16 protein-coding genes are annotated in these 16,927 nt (G+C 63.0%); 14 read left to right on the top strand and 2 right to left on the bottom strand.

The window, feature by feature from the left end:
- Positions 1-155: 155 nt before the first annotated feature.
- The gene (locus ACYQ00_RS08685) at positions 156-2,180 is read right to left on the bottom strand and encodes a FapA family protein (RefSeq protein WP_460031744.1); all 2,025 of its coding nucleotides are present in this window, start codon (positions 2,178-2,180) and stop codon (positions 156-158) included.
- Between the two features lie 310 nt (positions 2,181-2,490).
- Here ACYQ00_RS08685 and ACYQ00_RS08690 point away from each other — a divergent pair, with 310 nt between their 5' ends.
- Together ACYQ00_RS08690 and ACYQ00_RS08695 are read left to right on the top strand one after the other, a co-directional pair.
- Positions 2,491-2,997: a hypothetical protein gene (locus tag ACYQ00_RS08690; RefSeq protein ID WP_460031745.1), complete on the top strand. Its 507-nt coding sequence runs from the start codon at positions 2,491-2,493 to the stop codon at positions 2,995-2,997.
- Positions 2,998-3,015: 18 nt separating this feature from the next.
- A complete protein-coding gene (locus ACYQ00_RS08695) occupies positions 3,016-4,908 on the top strand; it encodes a tetratricopeptide repeat protein (RefSeq protein WP_460031746.1) in 1,893 nt (630 codons plus the stop codon).
- Between the two features lie 138 nt (positions 4,909-5,046).
- Here ACYQ00_RS08695 and ACYQ00_RS08700 read toward each other — a convergent pair whose 3' ends face one another.
- Complete coding sequence (locus ACYQ00_RS08700; protein ID WP_460031747.1) at positions 5,047-5,913, bottom strand: purine-nucleoside phosphorylase; 867 nt, start codon at positions 5,911-5,913, stop codon at positions 5,047-5,049.
- A gap of 105 nt (positions 5,914-6,018) precedes the next feature.
- On the opposite strand from ACYQ00_RS08700, the gene ACYQ00_RS08705 reads away from it, so the two are divergent.
- The 12 genes from ACYQ00_RS08705 (at position 6,019) to thyX (ending at position 16,634) form a co-directional block, all read left to right on the top strand.
- Positions 6,019-6,780, top strand: a complete 762-nt coding sequence (locus ACYQ00_RS08705; RefSeq protein ID WP_460031748.1) for a motility protein A — start codon at positions 6,019-6,021, stop codon at positions 6,778-6,780.
- Complete coding sequence (locus tag ACYQ00_RS08710) at positions 6,773-7,510, top strand: OmpA/MotB family protein (protein ID WP_460031749.1); 738 nt, start codon at positions 6,773-6,775, stop codon at positions 7,508-7,510. Before ACYQ00_RS08705 ends, ACYQ00_RS08710 begins: the two co-directional genes overlap by 8 nt.
- Before the next feature lie 133 nt (positions 7,511-7,643).
- A complete protein-coding gene (locus ACYQ00_RS08715) occupies positions 7,644-8,036 on the top strand; it encodes a PilZ domain-containing protein (RefSeq protein WP_460031750.1) in 393 nt (130 codons plus the stop codon).
- Positions 8,037-8,196: 160 nt separating this feature from the next.
- The gene (locus ACYQ00_RS08720; RefSeq protein ID WP_460031751.1) at positions 8,197-9,630 is read left to right on the top strand and encodes a biotin carboxylase N-terminal domain-containing protein; all 1,434 of its coding nucleotides are present in this window, start codon (positions 8,197-8,199) and stop codon (positions 9,628-9,630) included.
- A gap of 63 nt (positions 9,631-9,693) precedes the next feature.
- Entirely contained in the window at positions 9,694-11,958 is a 2,265-nt protein-coding gene (locus ACYQ00_RS08725; RefSeq protein ID WP_460031752.1) for an acetyl-CoA carboxylase carboxyl transferase subunit alpha/beta, read from the top strand.
- Between the two features lie 12 nt (positions 11,959-11,970).
- A complete protein-coding gene (locus ACYQ00_RS08730) occupies positions 11,971-12,621 on the top strand; it encodes a biotin attachment protein (RefSeq protein WP_460031753.1) in 651 nt (216 codons plus the stop codon).
- 21 nt (positions 12,622-12,642) lie between these two features.
- A complete protein-coding gene (locus ACYQ00_RS08735; protein WP_460031754.1) occupies positions 12,643-12,999 on the top strand; it encodes a hypothetical protein in 357 nt (118 codons plus the stop codon).
- 120 nt (positions 13,000-13,119) lie between these two features.
- On the top strand, positions 13,120-13,764 hold the full coding sequence (locus ACYQ00_RS08740; protein WP_460031755.1) for a single-stranded DNA-binding protein: 645 nt from the start codon (positions 13,120-13,122) through the stop codon (positions 13,762-13,764).
- A 44-nt stretch (positions 13,765-13,808) separates the two neighbouring features.
- Positions 13,809-14,324, top strand: a complete 516-nt coding sequence (gene ruvC, locus ACYQ00_RS08745; protein WP_460031756.1) for a crossover junction endodeoxyribonuclease RuvC — start codon at positions 13,809-13,811, stop codon at positions 14,322-14,324.
- On the top strand, positions 14,321-14,932 hold the full coding sequence (gene ruvA, locus ACYQ00_RS08750; protein WP_460031757.1) for a Holliday junction branch migration protein RuvA: 612 nt from the start codon (positions 14,321-14,323) through the stop codon (positions 14,930-14,932). The genes ruvC and ruvA overlap by 4 nt, the downstream gene beginning before the upstream one ends.
- A gap of 3 nt (positions 14,933-14,935) precedes the next feature.
- The gene (gene ruvB / locus ACYQ00_RS08755) at positions 14,936-15,901 is read left to right on the top strand and encodes a Holliday junction branch migration DNA helicase RuvB (protein WP_460031758.1); all 966 of its coding nucleotides are present in this window, start codon (positions 14,936-14,938) and stop codon (positions 15,899-15,901) included.
- A gap of 1 nt (position 15,902) precedes the next feature.
- On the top strand, positions 15,903-16,634 hold the full coding sequence (thyX, locus tag ACYQ00_RS08760) for an FAD-dependent thymidylate synthase (protein WP_460031759.1): 732 nt from the start codon (positions 15,903-15,905) through the stop codon (positions 16,632-16,634).
- Positions 16,635-16,927 lie beyond the last annotated feature (293 nt).

Here is a 16,927-nt window from a genome sequence, read left to right on the forward strand (position 1 = left end):
ATACCAGGGGGTTCCGGCTCTATGCCTGCCTTGGGCTACGCCCGTGCACGCAGAAAACGGCGCCAGTGTCCGAATACACGGCCACGGCGCGCGCCACATGGCTGTACACCATGGCGTGGCCGGGGGCAAGTCGTGAATCCCCTCGCGGCTGCGAATTACAGAGACAGCATGAGCAGCTGCTTTTCACTTGGATCAAAGTAGACTTGGCAATGCTGGACAGCATGGGCCACGCGATGCGTGACGCCGCCAGCATGAATGATGACGCCAGGCCAGAGCGTTTTGTTCACTTTGAGCCTGGTGGCCAAATAGGCAGCGCGACGTGCCTCCCGCTCTTCAAGGATGGCCCGATCAATCTCGGCCAGCTCCAGTGCGGCGTTTTTGCGGGTCTGCAACAGGCGGGCGATGGTCGGCTGTTTGTCTGGTGGGGTGCGTTTGAGGATGGCGGCGTCCGAGTCCTTGCCCAGGCTGGCCGAGATCTTGTCGATGATGCATTCCAGCTCGTGCTTGCGTGCGGTCCGTTGCTGGTCCCGCTGGGATTCGCGGCCAAGGTGGATGATCGTTTCCACGCCAAGATCGGATCCCACCTCCTGCGCAGCCACGCCTTGCGCGGCCTGGATGACGCCGCCCACGATTTTGCCCCGGCCCTCCGTGGCCAGGACACGGCCATCGGTGGAGACGTTGCAGTTGGTCAGCTCGTGTTTGATGAGCACGTCCCCGCCGGCTTCGATGGTGGCATTCATGGCAAAGACGGCGGCCACATCGCCACCCGCCTTGATGAAGCCACTGGTCTCCATCATCACCCCGCCACGCACCGACACGGACCCGCCGGCAACGAGCCTGGCACTTTCCACCACCTGATCCACCAGAATATTGCCGGGAACTTCCACGGAAAAACCAGACCACACCGCGCCGCGGACATGGACGGACCCCTTCTCCAGGGTGATGTTGCCCACGCTGATATTCAAATCGCCTTCAATGACATACACATCCGTCACGGCAATGGTGTTCCGGGCATAGACCACCACGCCCTTTTCCGTTGCGACGTAAGTTGCGCCATCTGGCTGAATTTTAACATTTTCTTTGGCGACAATCTGGCAGGGCGCGCCATCCTTGGAGGGCAGGGCGCGGCCGCGTACATCCTGGCCGGCCACCCCGGGCACTGGAGGGTGCAACACCCCGAGGATCGAACCTTGTTCCACCGCCCGGATGGTGCCGCGGGCTCGGAAGTCAATGCGACCGGTCTTATCTTGCACGCCAACCACGCTGCGCTCGTCCTGGGCCAGGAATTCAAAGAACCCGTCCTGGCCATGCACCGGGAGCTTGCCTTTGCACAGTGGAACGTTCTTGGTGGGGTGGTTGGTTTCCCGGGCCTTGGCCCAGGCCGCCTCATAGGTGATGGCGTCAATCCTGGCGGTGATGCCCAGGGTGCCCAGCACCTCCTGCATGCGCTCGCGGGTGAGGACGTTTCCGGTACTGTCACGATGATGCACCACGCCGGTGACCTGCATGGCGTCGTCACTTACCGTCACCCATGGTTTGACCTGAAGCGAGGTGCCTTGCAGGTCGATCAGCCCATAGGTTTCACTGCGGACGGTGAGCGTCCGCTGGTCCAGGCGGCAGTTGCTGTCTGGCGGGAACTCGATGGACTTGCCGGGCCCTTCCACTGCCGCGGGAATGGGTGTTCCGGTGACGGTCATGCCGGCCTTGGCCGCAGCTTTGGCGGTGACGGTGCCAAACTCCACATGCGGCAGCACCGGGTAGTTCCAGTCGCCAATGGGAACAACGGTGGCATCGCGGGCATCTTCCGGCTGCCGGCCACGGACGAGGACAGTGCCGCGGATATCCTTGCCGGCCTGGGCTTGCTCCAAGCACAGCTGCAGGGTGGTGGGCACAGGGGGCACCCGGACGCCGGCCTTGGTGAGCGCCTTGACAAAGGTGCCGGCGCTGATGGCCGCACCATTGCCAAACGCCGGGGAATAGCCGGCCACGACGGCTTCCATCTGGTCTTCGCTGAGGGCAATGTCAATGCTGGCGTCGCCGTGCACCTGGCAGGCTTCATAGCTTCCCGGGGCTTTCAGGGTCAGCTGGATATGCTGTTTTGGGGCGTCGAACGCAAGGCACGCCTTCTCCATGGCCTCTGCTTCATTGTCAGTAGCAATGGTGATGCACTGGTGGGGCATGCGAGCCTCTTGATGAGTTCGCCGGCTGGAAACAGCCTGCAGAAAGCGCGGAGCGCCTTCCACACCCAGCATGGCGTGTGGAGAAAGAAAAAGGCCTTTGCTCAAAGTGCCGTGTTGGCCTGTATTTTTCAATGGTTAGTATATCAAACCGCCACACTGCGCAAGCCTTGAGGCGGACAAGTGCACAATGGCGCGGCGAATGCGGCGCCGTGGGCTTGCGCATCGACGCATCGCCGTTCTATAGATGGGCGCTGACGGGCGCCAGGGCGCCTCGTCCCCATCACCCACACTTCCCCGCAAGGAGATTCTCATGGAAAGCGCCGCTGAGAAAGTGGTTCCCTTCAAGCAGGAGCAGGCCGCCCAGGAAGAGCCCGTGCATGAGGCTGATGCCGTCCACGAGGAGGCCTTGGAAGAAGACGTCGCAGAGGCTGCGCTCCAGCCCGCCCCGCAAAAGACCCAGAGTGACATGGGCCGCATGGCGCTGCTTATTTCGCTTACGCTGGTGCTGGTCATGGCGGTGAGCTACTTTTTCCTGGCCCGGGACATCAAAGGGCTGACCAGTGAAGTGCAGGCCCTGAACGCGGTGCGCTCCCAGGTGTCCGATCTGGATGCCAAGCTCGGCAGCGTGGAGCTGCGCATGGCGGCCCTGGAATCCCTGCCCGCCCGCACCCGCCGTCTGGTGGTCCGGGCCATGATCCAGGAAATGGCCAGCAAGGCGGATTTCCTGGCCAAGGATGTGGACAGCGAAGCCGAAGCCGCCAAGCTGCAGGAAGCCATCTCCCTGCTCAAGCAGGTCGAGCAGGGCATGGCCCAGTAGGGCCTGCGGACTCTCGGCATGCGCAATCACGAGACACTGCCGCTGTCGACCGGATTGTCTGTGGAGCGTGCTCCGCGGCAATCCGGCCGGCTTGCCTGGCGGCTGGCCATGGCGTTTCTGGTCAGTGCCATCCTGGTGCTGGCCCTGGCCCTGGGAGGGTGCAAGACGACTTCCAAACAGGCGGCCCAAACCAGCTCCCTGCAACCGCCGCCTCCTTCCACAGATACGGAACGCCTGGGCGACCAGTACATGGCCAACAACATGGCCCAGGCGGCCATCCCGCAGTTTGAAAAAGCCCTCGCAGCCGGCGCGCCCAAAGCCTCTGCTTCGTGGCGGCTGGGCAATGCCTATTTTGCCCTGAAAAAATGGCCCGAAGCGCTCGAAGCGTTCCGGATGGCCATCGCGGCGGATCCCCGCATGGCCATTGCGCATGAGGGGGCCGGCTACGCCAGCTTTGAACTGGGACGCTTTGATGAGGCAACCCTTTCTTTTGAGCAGGCCGCCGAGCTGGCGCCCACCCACTGGGTGCCGCACGCCTTTTTGACGGTGCTCTACAGATTGCAGGACAAACGATCCCAGGCCATGGCGGAGAAGGACAAAACCCTGGCCCTGGCCGGCGAGGAGAACAAGCTGATGGCCGGCGACACCATCCGCCGAGCCTTGAATCGCGCCCTCGCGTTGCGTGAACGGGGGCAGGATGTGGACCCCGCCGCGCCGGTACAGGATCTGGCCCAGCTGGAAGCCCGGGATGCCGGGGCAGGCGCGCCTGCAGCGCGCACAGTGCCGCGAAAAACCCCGGATACCATCCTGGATCCCTTGTCTTCGGACATGGAAATTCTGGACCTGGATACCCCTCCCTCCAACCCTGCGGCGTATTCCATCACCCATCTGCCCAGCCGTGCGGCATCGCAGGAGAAGTCCGGAAAGCCGGAAAAGGCTCCAGCGGCTGCAGCCGCGCACCCGGAACCGGCTGGCAATGCCACGGACCTGCGCCCGTCCCCGGCCGCCTCTGGCAATGCCACGGCGGCCAGGCCCGTTGCGCCTGCCGCGGCGACCGGCAATGCGACTGCCGCATCGGCTGGCGCCAACGCCACGGCCGGCAGCGGCACCCGCACCGCGGCTGCGCCAGCATCGACAGTCGAGTCAGCCAGAAAATTCGCATCGGATCATGGCAATGCGACTGCCGGCAATGCGACTGCCACCTCCGGGGCCTCTGGTGTCGGAGCCGCGGACAAATCTGTTGCGTCTCGCTCCGCTCCGGCAGAGGCATCTTCCCCGCAAGGCAAGTCCGGTGCAAAAGAGAGTTCCGCTGCTAACGCCACTGTTGCGCCATCATCCCGGACGATGGCGCCAGCCTCCCCCCCCGCGGCAGCGCCAGTCAACGCCACGCCTGCGTTGCCCCCCTCTGGCGGTGAGTATGTCGTCTCCACGCCAGTGTTGCCGGCGTCTCTTGCCAAAGCTGCGAATAAACAACAAAAAGAGCAACCTCCTACTCCCGCGCCAGCAAGTCTGCCAGCCGCGCAGGCGTCCACTGCGCCGGTCGGGACATCCGAGAAGCCCGAGAAGCCTGCCAGCCCTTCTGCCGCCGTATCGAACGGCGCCAACAGCCAGCCCGCCCGCCGCAGTTCGCCCACGCCGGGTCCGGGGGAGGCTGCGGTCTATTCGTTGCTGGAAAGTTCCTGGAAATCCAAGGATCGGGCTGTTCAGCGCGCCAACGAACTGCGTCAGCGCGGCGTGGACGCCAAACTGATGGAGGCGGATCTGGGCGCCAAGGGCCTGCATTATCGGGTCATGATCGGATCGCGGCAGCATCGCGAAGATATCGTGCCTATCAAGTCCGAACTGCACAAGCGCTTTGGGCTTGGCGAGCTGGTGATTCTGCGCGTGCGGCCTGGAGATCTCATCGAGTAGTCTCCGCCATGCCGGCCTTGCGCCGGCCGCGTGCCGACCTTGCGCCGACCTTGCGGCGGTTCCTGTGCAATCACGGGAGCTGCCGCGCGGCCGGTGCGTCGCTCGGTGCTACCGGCCGGCATGCACCCCTGGGGCGGATCAGCCGCGCGAATCGGCCTGCGGCAGCGGACCTGCAGCACCGAGCACAGGGGCCACCTCCAGGATGATGTGTGCCAGATCCCTGGAGGCGGCCTTGGCGACGACGATGATGTCTTCCAGGCTGGCCGGGGCCATGTTGCCTGGCAGGTTGGTGTTGGTCAGCACACTGAGCACCGCGGTTTCCATGTCCAGATGGCGCGCTGCAATGACCTCCAGCACCGTGGACATGCCGATGGCATCCGCGCCCAGGCGCTTGTACATGCGGGTTTCGGCCGGAGTTTCCATTTCCGGGCCGTGCACGCCAATGTACACGCCACGCCGGAGCCGGATGCCGCAGCGCTTGGCGGCATCAAGGAGCAGATGCTGCATGGCGGGTGAGTAGACGGCGGTCATGTCAGGAAACCGGTCGCCCCAGGCCTCTGCGTTGGGGCCCATCAGCGGTGAGTGGCCGGTGTGGTTGATGTGGTCGGCCACCAGCATGAGGTCGCCAGCTTCCCAGGTGCTGTTCAGGCTGCCTGCAGCATTGGTCAGCAACAGCCGCCGGACTCCCAGGCCATGCAGCACCCGCACGGGCAAGGCCACCTCGCCGGCCGAATGGCCCTCATAGAGATGCAGGCGGCCGCATTGCAGCCACACGTGCGTGTTGCGGAGTTTTGCCAGGGAGAAACATCCCTGATGTGAGGTGACCGTGGCAGGGGGAAAACCCGGAATGTCTGCAAAATCAATTTGATGAATGACTTCAACGCCGTCCATGGCCTCGGATAAGCCTGTCCCAAGAATAACAGCCCAGGCCGCGCGAGGTGTGTTGGAAGGCAAATTGTTGAAAACATAATCGAGTGCAAGCTTTACTTTTTCCGTATTTTGCATAGGATTCACCGTGGAAGCGAGGGGAGGCGCCTCGCCGAGCGGCGCCAATTACAGGCGAAGGCAATGAACATGGAACTTCTCACCGGCGGACCATAGGCCCCTCCCATGGATTTTGCAACGCTCTTCGGTATCATAGTGGGGTTTGCCCTGGTGGTGTCGGCCATCTTGATGGGCGGCTCCATCTCCATCTTTCTGGACGCGCCTTCAGCCATGATCGTGTTTGGAGGCACTTTTGCTGCAACCCTGGTGACCTTCCCGCTGGAAGAGGTGATGAGCGCCTTTTCTGGTGGCATGCGGGTTTTCATGGCCCGCCGGGTCAAGCCGCAGGAAGTGGTGAGCACCATGGTGCGCATCGCCGAAATCAGCCGCCGCGAGGGGCTGGTGGCGCTGGAGCGCATCAAAACGGAAAACGCCATCCTGAAAAAAGCCTGCCAGCTCATCGCTGACAACGCGGATCCCATGCTTATTCGGGATACGGTCATGATTGAGATTGCGACCATGAAGCGCAAGCACAACATCTCCATCGCCGTGTTTAAGCGTCTGGGCTCCTTTGCGCCGGCCTTCGGGATGATCGGGACCCTCATCGGGCTGGTGCAGATGCTGACCAATCTGCAGGATCCGAAATCCATCGGACCGGCCATGGCCATTGCCATCGTGACCACCTTTTACGGCTCCATTCTGGCCAACCTGCTCTTTGTGCCCATGGCGGGCAAGCTCAAGGCCCGTACATTGCAGGAAGAAGTGCAGCTGAACATCATTTTTGAAGGTGCAAAATCCATTCTGGAGAACAACAACCCCAGACTGGTCTATGAAAAGCTTTCTTCCTTCATTCCTCCCGAAGAGCGAGTGAGCAACACCAATGGATGAAGATCGCGATTCCTTGCTGGCGCCGCCAGATGAAGAGGACGAGGAGATCCCCGAGTGGATCGTTACCTATGCGGACCTTTTCACTCTGCTGTTTGCCTTTTTCGTGTTGCTGTTCGCCATGTCCACCCTGGACGTGCAACGCTTCACCGATTCGTTCACGTCCGTGCGTCGTGCCCTGGGCAAGAATGAGAGCGGCGTGTTCACCACCAAGGTGCAGTCGGAGGAGGGCGCCATCCTGGAAACCGTGATGCTGCAAAAGCAGATCATGGCCCAGCAACGTCAGGTGTTTTCCGAAATCCGCACCTTCCTGAACCGCAAAGGGGTGGAAGGACTGGTCAGCTCGGTCTTTGATGAAGGGCACATCACCTTGCGCATGCCGTCGGATGTGATGTTTGCGCCCGGGTCTGCCGAGATCAGCGCCGAGGGGCGCAAGGTCATTGCCGAAATGCGCGACATCTTCATCCAGCATGTTGATCAGACCATTAATATCAAAGGGTTCACCGACGATGTCCCCCCTGCGCCGGGCGGTCGCTTTCAGGACAACTGGGAGCTTTCGTCCATGCGCGCGGTCAATGTGCTGCGCATCCTGCTGGAGCAGGGCGTGGAGCCCAAGCGCATGACGGCCACGGGGCTGGCCGAGCTGGAGCCCATTGTGCCCAACACAAACACAGAAAACCGGGCCATGAACCGGCGCGTGGAGTTCGTGTTGGAACGAAAGGTCGGCAAGTAGGGCCTGAAAGCCGCTTGCCTGCCGCGGCCCTTTGGGGTATCAGCAGCCATCCGCCAGGGCTGGAGTTGGTGGCGCGTGGCTTCCTTTCAGTCTGGATTCCATCCTCAACACATTCCTTGAGGTCGGGGCGGTCATGGAGCAGGACGATTTTTCCATAGAAATGCCGGAAGAGGGCGAGAACAAGCGCAAGGCGTACCGTGTCCGGGCCACGGGCCTGGAGCTGTGGATCCCCAAGTTGAACATGTCCGTGGCTGTGAGTGACATCTCTGCCTCTGGCATCGCCTTGCACGAGGTGCCCGAAGGCGCGCTGGCCTGGGGAGAAGTGTTTGCCTGCGACTTGTTGTTGAACAAGAAGCTGTACATTGCCGGGCTCTTCGCCAAGGTGCGCCGCCTGTTCGCCAATGGCGAGGCGGGCTGTACCTTTGAGGAGCTGGACCCGCGCAAGGAAAGCCGGCTGGACAAGCTGGTGCTGGAAGTGCAGAAGCGGCTCATTGCCCTCAGGCACGTTCAGGAAGAAGACCGCTAGCCTCCGCCTGCCTTGCGCCCCTGCCGTTCCGGCAGGAAGACGGCATGCCCCCATGCCGTGCTGCCGCCGCGTATCGCGGCGGTTCATGTCTCGAAAATACAACCGAATTGCGCGTGACCGGCCCTCATGCCGCCGGTCCGGCAGAGTGGAGCGAGAATTGGTGGATACGCACAAGGTCCTTGTGGCCAATCGTGGGGAAATCGCCGTCAGGATTATTGAATCCTGCAAAAAGCTCGGGGTGGAATTCGTCTGCGTGTACACGCCGGTGGATGTGCATTGCGGACACGTGGCCCTGGCCAGAAAACTGGGCGGGGATGAGGCCGTCTGCCGCATCAGTTCCTATACGGACGCCAACGAGCTCATGGCTGTGGCCGACGCCACTGGCGCCACGGCCGTGCATCCCGGGTACGGTTTTTTTGCCGAGGATTTCCGCTTTGCCCGCCGGGTGACGGAACGCACCCGGAAGCTGATCTTCATCGGCCCTTCCTGGCGGGTGATCCGCGAGCTGGGCGACAAGATCAACACCAAGCGGCTGGCCCGCGCCCTGGGCGTGCCCACTGTTCCCGGTTCTGACAAGCCCATCTATGATGAGCTTGAGGCCGAGGAAATTGCCGAGAGCCTCTTTGCCTTTCAGGCGGAGCAGGGGATCGAGCGGCCCATGGTCCTGGTCAAGGCTTCGGCCGGTGGCGGAGGCATGGGTATTGAAGAAGTCCATGATATCGACCTCTTCCGCGCTGTGTATCGCCGCATCCGCAACTACGCCAAACGCCAGTTCGGCGACGAAGGCGTGCTCATCGAACAGCGTGTGCACACCTTTAACCATCTGGAAGTCCAGGTGGCGGCGGACAGGCATGGCCACGTGGCCCACTTTGGCACCCGCAACTGCACCGTGCAGTCCACGGGCCGGCAGAAGCGCATTGAAATCGCCCCCGGCTTCGATCCTTCCACCATTGCCTATAACTTCGACGCGGCCAAGGTCCTGGAAGAGATCACCCAGCACTCCCTGACCATGGCCCGCGAGGTGAAGTACGACAACGTCGGCACCTGGGAATGGATTGTCACACCCACGGGGAACCCGTTCCTCATGGAAGTGAACACCCGCATCCAGGTGGAGAACGGTGTCTCGGCCATGATCAGCCGCATCAAAAAGAAGAGCGGCCTTGAGTCCAATGTGGATATCATCGCCGAGCAGATCCGCATGGGGCTGGGCGAACCCATGGGTTACACCCAGGACGACATCGTCTTTGAAGGGGTGGGCATTGAATACCGCATCATTGCGGAATGCCCGGAGAACAAGTTCACGCCCTGGGTCGGCCGCATTACCAGGTTCGAAACCCCCAGGCGGGACTGGGTCCGCCTGCACACCCAGGTGCCCACCTGGTCCGACCCGGACACCGCCTACGACATCCCCACGGAATACGACCCCAACCTCGCCCTGGCCATCATCTGGGGGGCGGACCTGGCCGAGGCCAAGGCCAGGGGCAAGGAGTTCCTCAAGCACACGGTGCTCGAAGGCCGCGACAACGCCGGCGGCGCCATGCAGTCCAACCTGGCCTTTCTGAGCGCCAGGACAGACAGCATCCTGGAATTCTAGCCCTGTTCACGCGTTGCCTTCCGGCCTCGCCCATCACGCACAGCACGTCATACAGAGCCGCGCATGGATACCGATAAAAAACTGCAAATCCTGGCCGATCGCCTGCGTTACATCCAGGACATCCTCGGCCATCGAGAAAACGACCATACCCGCCTGCTGGCCTCCGAGCTGGCGGAAATCCAGACCCTGGAGCGCAACTGGACTCAGGAACGCCGCATCAAGGCCCTGGAAACCCTGGAAGAGCTCTTCGAGTTTTCTGAAAAACAGCTCGAACAGGCCCTGACGCCCATGGATCGCGTGCGTATCGTGCGCCATCCGCAGCGTATCTGCCTCAAGGATATTCTGGAAAACGTCTACGACAACTATACCGAGATCGGCGGGCAGGACGAATACTCCATCGACCCCTCCATCGTCATCGCCCGGGCCTACATTACCCGCCGCTCCCGAGGCAAGGCCGTGCACCAGCCGGTCATGGTCATCGGGCAGGAAAAAGGCCATGGGCAGGAATTCCGCAATGGCGGCTCGGTCAAGCCCTGGGGCAACGCCAAGGCCTTGCATTACATGAAGGTGGCTGAAACGGAGAACATCCCGATTCACACCTACGTGTTCACCCCTGGCGCCTACCCCATCGAGGACTATCCCGGCGCGGCCCAGCAGATTGCCAAGAATCTGTATGAAATGTCCGCCCTCAAGGTGCCGGTGGTGGCGGTGTTCTCCGAAGGCGGGTCCGGCGGGGCCGAGGCCATTGCCCTGGCAGACATGCGGCTGATGCTCTCCCACGGCTACTATTCCGTCATCTCCCCCGAGGGTGGGGCAGCCATCGAAGGCCGCCTGCGCGATGGTCAGCGCGCCACGCCGGAGCTCATCGAGGCCTGTGCCAAGAATCTGAAGATCACCGCCGACGACAACGTCCGCTTCGGCTACATCGATCGCATCATCCAGGAGCCTCCGCTGGGCGCTCGGCCCGAGCATTATGACTTCTTCAAGATGCTGCGCCAGGAAGTGGTGGCCGCCACGGACGAAGTCTACCTCAAGTTCAAAGGCATCAAGTTTTTCCGGGCCATGGGCGTGCGCCGCATGGAGCGCCGCCGCAAGCAGGGTTCCTACACCGCCGAGAACTTCTACGTGCGCTGGGCGCTCAACACCGGCGCCAAGGAAGATCTCCTGGCCCGGCGCTATGCCCGCCACGCCCGCATGAGCCGGTGGGCCTCCCGGGACACCCGGCCGGCAAAGCAAAAGTTCATGGCCGGCGTGCAGGACGTGGGCTGGAGCGTCTACTCGTTCTTCAAGTACGATTTTCTGCGCAAGCATCAGAAGGTCGTGGTGCACACGCTGGAAGAGGTGGGCGCGGAGGTACAGTATGTGGTGGGCAAGCTGCTCTCGCCCTGGCGGGCCATCCGCGCCATGTTCAACTCCAAGCCCGGCCTGAACCATGGCAAGGCCAAGGAACTGACCGAGCTTTCCTACTGGGAAGACCCCGCTGCCGGCAGCGGCTGGCGCTGGGTGAGCCCCAAGGCCAAGGAAGACAAGGCCATCACCTGCCCCAATGCCGTGAGCCACGGCTGCCTGGACCTCTGGGCCCCGGATCTCTACGGCGATCAGGCTGGTGTATGCAGCTACTGCGGGCACCACTTCCCCATGGAGCCGCAGTGGTTCGTCAACAACATCTGCGACCCTGGCTCAATCTATGAGTTCAACGCCGAAATCGAGGCTGGCAACCCCCTGGGGTATCCCGGTCTGGACGCCAAACTCGATGAGGCCAAGAAGCGCACGGGTATGAAGAGCGGCTGCCGCACCTTCGAGGCCCGCATCGACAATACCCGCGTGGTGGTGGCCATGCTCACCGGCACCTTCCGCGGCGGCTCTGTGGGCGCGGCCGAAGGCGAAAAGTTCTTCCAGGCTGCCGAACGGGCCTTGAAGAAGCGCTTCCCCTTCATCGCCTACGTCCACGGCACGGCCGGGATCCGCATCCAGGAAGGCACCAACGGCGTCATCCAGATGCCCCGCTGCACCATGGCTGTGCGCCGGTACATCGATGCCGGCGGGCTGTACATGGTCATCTACGATACGAATTCCTACGCCGGTCCGGTGGCCAGCTTCCTGGGTTGCTCGCCGTACCAGTTCAGCGTGCGCTCGGCCAACATCGGCTTTGCCGGTCCAGGGGTCATCAAGGAAACCACCGGCCTGGACATTCCGCCGGACTACCATCGCGCGTACCGGGCGCTCTCCCGCGGGCATATCCAGGGCATCTGGGACCGTCGGGAACTGCGCGGCAACTGCATTCAGGCTTTGCTCACCATGGGCGGCCGCAACCTGTACTACCGCTAGGAGGCCAGGAGCATGCTCGACGTTACCGCCCTCCTGGAAGAAATCAAGGCTTCTCCCTTCGAGGAAATAGACATCCTCACGCCGCACACCGGCGTGCTCAGTTTCCCGGATATCTCCCCCGGCGCCAAGGTCCACGGGCCGCGAGGCATGTGGAAGGAAACCCCCGGCACCGCGCTGGCCTCTTTGGAGCGCGAGCGCAATACCAAGCCTATCCGGGCCTGCCAAAGCGGCGACCTGGCCTGGCTGGCCACGGATCTGGCTGGCAGCTTCGTGGAAGCCGGCACGCCCATCGCCCGCATCCGGCATTATCTGTCCAAGGAAGAAGTCCTGCAGATGATCCTCAAGCAGGCCCTGTACCTCTTCCGCGCACCGGACCGGGCCAAGTATTACTTCACCCCGGAAGTGGACCTCAAGGTCAAGGCCTCGGGCTCGCGCTCGGTGACTGTGCATGAAGGCCTGGAATTGTTCATCATGTCCCGCATGAAGCGCGAGGCGCCGGTGAGCTACCAGGGGCCGGAGGGGGTCATCTACGCGGTCTACTTCCAGCACAACCAGAACGTGGACGCCGGCGAGCCGCTGGTGGGCGTCTGCCCGCCGGAGCAATTGCCGCTCATTGAGGACGTCATCGTCCGCGTGCAGACCGAATGGCAGGAGCAAGGCTAGGCGCAACACGGGAGGAGGGCAATGGGCAAGTATCTGCAAGTCATCGTCACGGCCTACACGTACAAACCTGAAGACGTGGAGCGGGCCTGGCCCCGGCTGCATCATCTGGCCTGGGGCGCCGTGCCGGCCACGGGACCGCAGCCGAAAAAAGGCGTGCTGGAACTGGTAGACGCCCTTGACGAAGCCCTCGCTTTTGGGAAGCACCCCAAAGAGGTGAAGGCCGCGTTGGAAAAACCGCTCGCCGTGGCCAAAAGCCGCAAACGCAGCCTGGAAAATGCCCTGGCCGACTGGAAACCTGCCGAGGCCAACGCCTTCTCCAACCAGCTGGAAGACGCGCTGGCCGAACTGGAGCCCATGGCCACGCCAGTGCCCGATTAGCACCTCCAGCCTGCCGGCTGAGTTGACGCATCGATAATTCTGTTCCGGACGGGACAGGGAGTGCCGGGGTTGGCGCCTCCCACCCCGGCCGAGAGCGGCATGCCCGCAAAGGAGTTCCCCATGGCGCCCACCCTCAACAAGGTTATGCTCATCGGCCGCCTGGGCCGGGATCCGGAATTGCGCTACACCCAGCAAGGCAAGCCCGTGGCCAACTTTTCCATCGCCACGGACGAGTCCTATATGGACCGCGACGGCAACCGCGTGGATCGCGCCGAGTGGCACGATATCGTTGTCTGGGACCGCTCAGGCGAAAACTGCGCCAACTACCTGCGCAAGGGCTCCCTGGTGTTTGTGGAAGGCCGCCTGCAGACCCGCAAGTGGCAGGACCAGCAGGGCAGCCAGCGCAAAAGCACGGAAGTGGTGGCCGAGCGCGTGCAGTTCCTGGACCCCAAGGGCGCCCGCGAGCAGTATGACGGCGCCGGCCCTGCCATGGACGCCGACGACGGCGGCTTCCCCCCGCCTCCCGGTCAGCGCGGTGGCGGACGGCCCCAGCAGGGCGGCGGCTACCAGGGCGGTGGCGGGTATCAGGGTGGCCCAGGCGGCCCAGGCGGCGGCTATCAGCAGGGCGGCGGACGGCCGCAGCAGAATCGTCCCCAGGGCGGCCAGCCCCAGCGCCGGCCCCAGCCCGCGCCTCAGCAGCAGGAGGAAGACCTCGGCCCGGCCTTTCCCTCCGAAGCCAGCGGCATGGACGATGTGCCCTTCTAGTCTATTATAATGAGACAGGGTCGTCACTTCGCGGGCAGCGCCGCATGATCCGCGTTCTCGGCATCGACCCCGGCAGCCGCGTGGCGGGGTATGCCGTGGTGGAGGAGTGCTCCGGCAAGGCCACCCTGGTGGAAGCCGGCACCCTCCGGCCAGACCCGTCCGCGGCCATGTCCCTGCGCATGTCCCGGCTCTTCCGGGGGGTGACTGATCTCATCGACCGTTTCTCGCCGGACGAGGCGGCCATGGAGGAAATCTTCACGGCCAAGAACGCGGCCACGGCCCTGATCCTGGGGCAGGCGCGGGGGGCCATCCTGGCGGCCTGCGGTCTGCATGGCCTGGCTGTGGCCGGCTATGAGCCCTCGGTGGTCAAGAAAACCCTGGTGGGCACGGGCCGGGCAGACAAGGAACAGGTGGCCTTCATGGTCCAGCGCGTCCTGGCCTGCCGTGGGACCTTTGCCAAGGACGCCACGGACGCCATGGCCGTGGCCGTCTGTCATTTGAACCACCGCCGCTTCGCCCGTCTGGCCGCGCACACTGAGAGAACGAGGGTTGAGCCATGATCGCCTACCTCCAGGGCGTCGTTCTGCACGTGGATGAGGAATCCTGCGTCATCCTCACCTCCGGCGGCGTGGGCTACGAGCTGGTGTGTCCCACCCCGGTACTGGCCGGCCTGCGCCTGGGGCACGAGGCGTCCCTGCACGTCCAGACCATCGTCCGGGAAGACGCCCTGGAGCTTTTCGGCTTCCAGGACCGTGACACCCGCGACTGCTTTGCCCTGCTCATCTCCATTGCCCGCCTGGGCCCCAAGACGGCGGTGAACATCCTGGCCGTGTTCAGCCCTGAGGACCTGCGCCGCCTGGTCCTGGAGCAGGAAGCCAGCGCCCTGACCGTGGTGCCGGGCATTGGCAAGAAAAGCGCGGAGCACATCTTTTTTGAGCTGTCCTACAAACTCAAGGCCCCGGCCGGCCGCAAGGGCAAGACCGCGGCGACTTCTCCTGTTCTTGCTGGAAAATCAGCAGTGTACAGGGATACATTGACGGGCCTGACCAATCTGGGCTACGTGGAAGAAGAGATCCGCCCCGTGCTGGACGCTGTCCTGAAGGAGGAGCCGGATCTGGACGTTACCGCCGCCCTGCGCGCCGTGCTCAAGCGGCTCGTGAAGAAGTAGCCCATGGAAATCGCCTGCCAAGACGACCACATCCGCCCGCAACGGCTTGAGGATTTCATCGGCCAGGAAGAGCTTCGGGCCAATCTGGCGGTGTACCTGCAGGCTGCCCGCGAGCGCGGCCAGGCCATGGACCACACTCTCTTTTATGGCAACCCCGGCCTGGGCAAGACCACCCTGGCCCGGATCATGGCCTCGGAACTGGGTGTGAATCTGGTCTGCACCTCCGGCCCGGTGCTGGAACGCGGCGGGGACTTGGCCGCCATCCTGACCAATCTCTCCCGCAACGACATCCTGTTTGTGGACGAAATCCACCGCATGCCCGCGGCCGTGGAGGAAATTCTCTACCCGGCCATGGAAGATTTCAGCCTCGATCTGATCATCGGCCAGGGCCCTGCGGCCCGCACGGTGAAGATCGATCTGGAGCCCTTCACCCTGGTGGGGGCCACCACGCGCCTGGGCCTGCTCACCTCGCCATTGCGCGACCGCTTTGGCGCGTTGCTGCGCCTGGAGTTTTACAGCCCTGAGGAGCTTGCGCGAATCGTGCAACGGGCCTCGCGCATCCTGCAAACCACGGTGGAGGAAGACGGGGCGCTGGAGATCGGCCGCCGTTCCCGCGGCACCCCCCGCATCGCCAACCGCCTGCTCAGACGCGTGCGCGATTTTGCCGTCGTGCAAGGATCGGACGTTATTTCCAAGGATATCGCCAGTGTGGCTTTGGAGCGCATGGATGTGGACGAGCACGGGCTGGATCAGATGGACCGCAAGCTCCTGGAAGTGCTCATCCATCATTATGGCGGCGGCCCGGCGGGGGTGAAGACCCTGGCCGTGGCCGTGGGCGAGGAAGTGCGAACCATCGAGGATATTTACGAACCGTTTCTCATCCAGCGCGGTTTTTTGAAGCGCACCCCGCGCGGCCGCGTGGCCACCGCGCGGGCGTACAAGCACCTTGGCCTCTTGATGGGAGCCTGACATGCCCGCTGCCTCCCGTTCGGTGCGGCTGCTCGCCGTGACGCCGGACGCGCTGTCGTTGATTTATGCCGCCTTCCGCCAATGCTACCACGCCGGTTTCGTGGGCGAGATGTGGCCGCGTCTGGTGGCCGGGGAGATCGAGCGCGAGAAGCAGGCCGCCTTTGTGCGCCAGGTGCTCGAATCCGGACACGACAGCCCCGTGGAGCACGTGAGCTTCACCTTTGCCATCGAGGGGGTCTCGCGGGCCTGCACGCACCAGCTGGTGCGCCACCGCATTGCCTCCTATTCGCAACAGAGCCAGCGCTACGTGGACGAGACGGACTTCGACTACATCCTGCCCCCGGCCATCGCCCGCAACCCGGCGGCGCTGGCGCGCTTTGAAGCCTGCATGGCAGACATCGCCAGCGCCTATCAGGAGCTCAAAGCCTTGCTTGAGGAGGCCGGCCGCGGGGCCAAGGCCAAGGAGGACGCGCGCTTTGTCCTGCCGCAGGCTGCGGAGTCCAAAATCGTGACCACCATGAACTGCCGGGCGCTCCTGCACTTTTTCTCCCTGCGCTGCTGCAGTCGGGCCCAATGGGAGATTCGCGGCCTGGCCAACGAAATGCTGGCCCTGTGCCGGGAGGCACTGCCGGAGCTGTTCACGGCGGCAGGGGCTCGCTGTGAACAGCTGGGGTATTGCCCCGAGGGAGAACGCTTTACCTGTGGGCGGTATCCATTGCGGCAGCCATCTTGAACAGGCAGAGATTGTTACACTTTTCTCAATGATGCGGAACTCTCCATTTTTTCATGAAGTCGCGTTGATTTTCCCAGGAAATCCGGCAGATGGAAGCTGTTCTCAATGACGCTTGGGCAGGTTTTGCTCAAGCGTCTTTTGGTGTCAACCCCTAAAGCTCGATGAAAAAAAGTATCCATGTCTGAAAAACAGCGTAAAATTAAGGGGGGCATGTGGAAAACTTTTTTTCACAGCTGTGTAAATTGAACCCGTGGTTCTGTGAAAACCCTTGCCGCACGAGCGTTCAGGGGGAT

The organism is Megalodesulfovibrio paquesii (genome assembly GCF_054653055.1).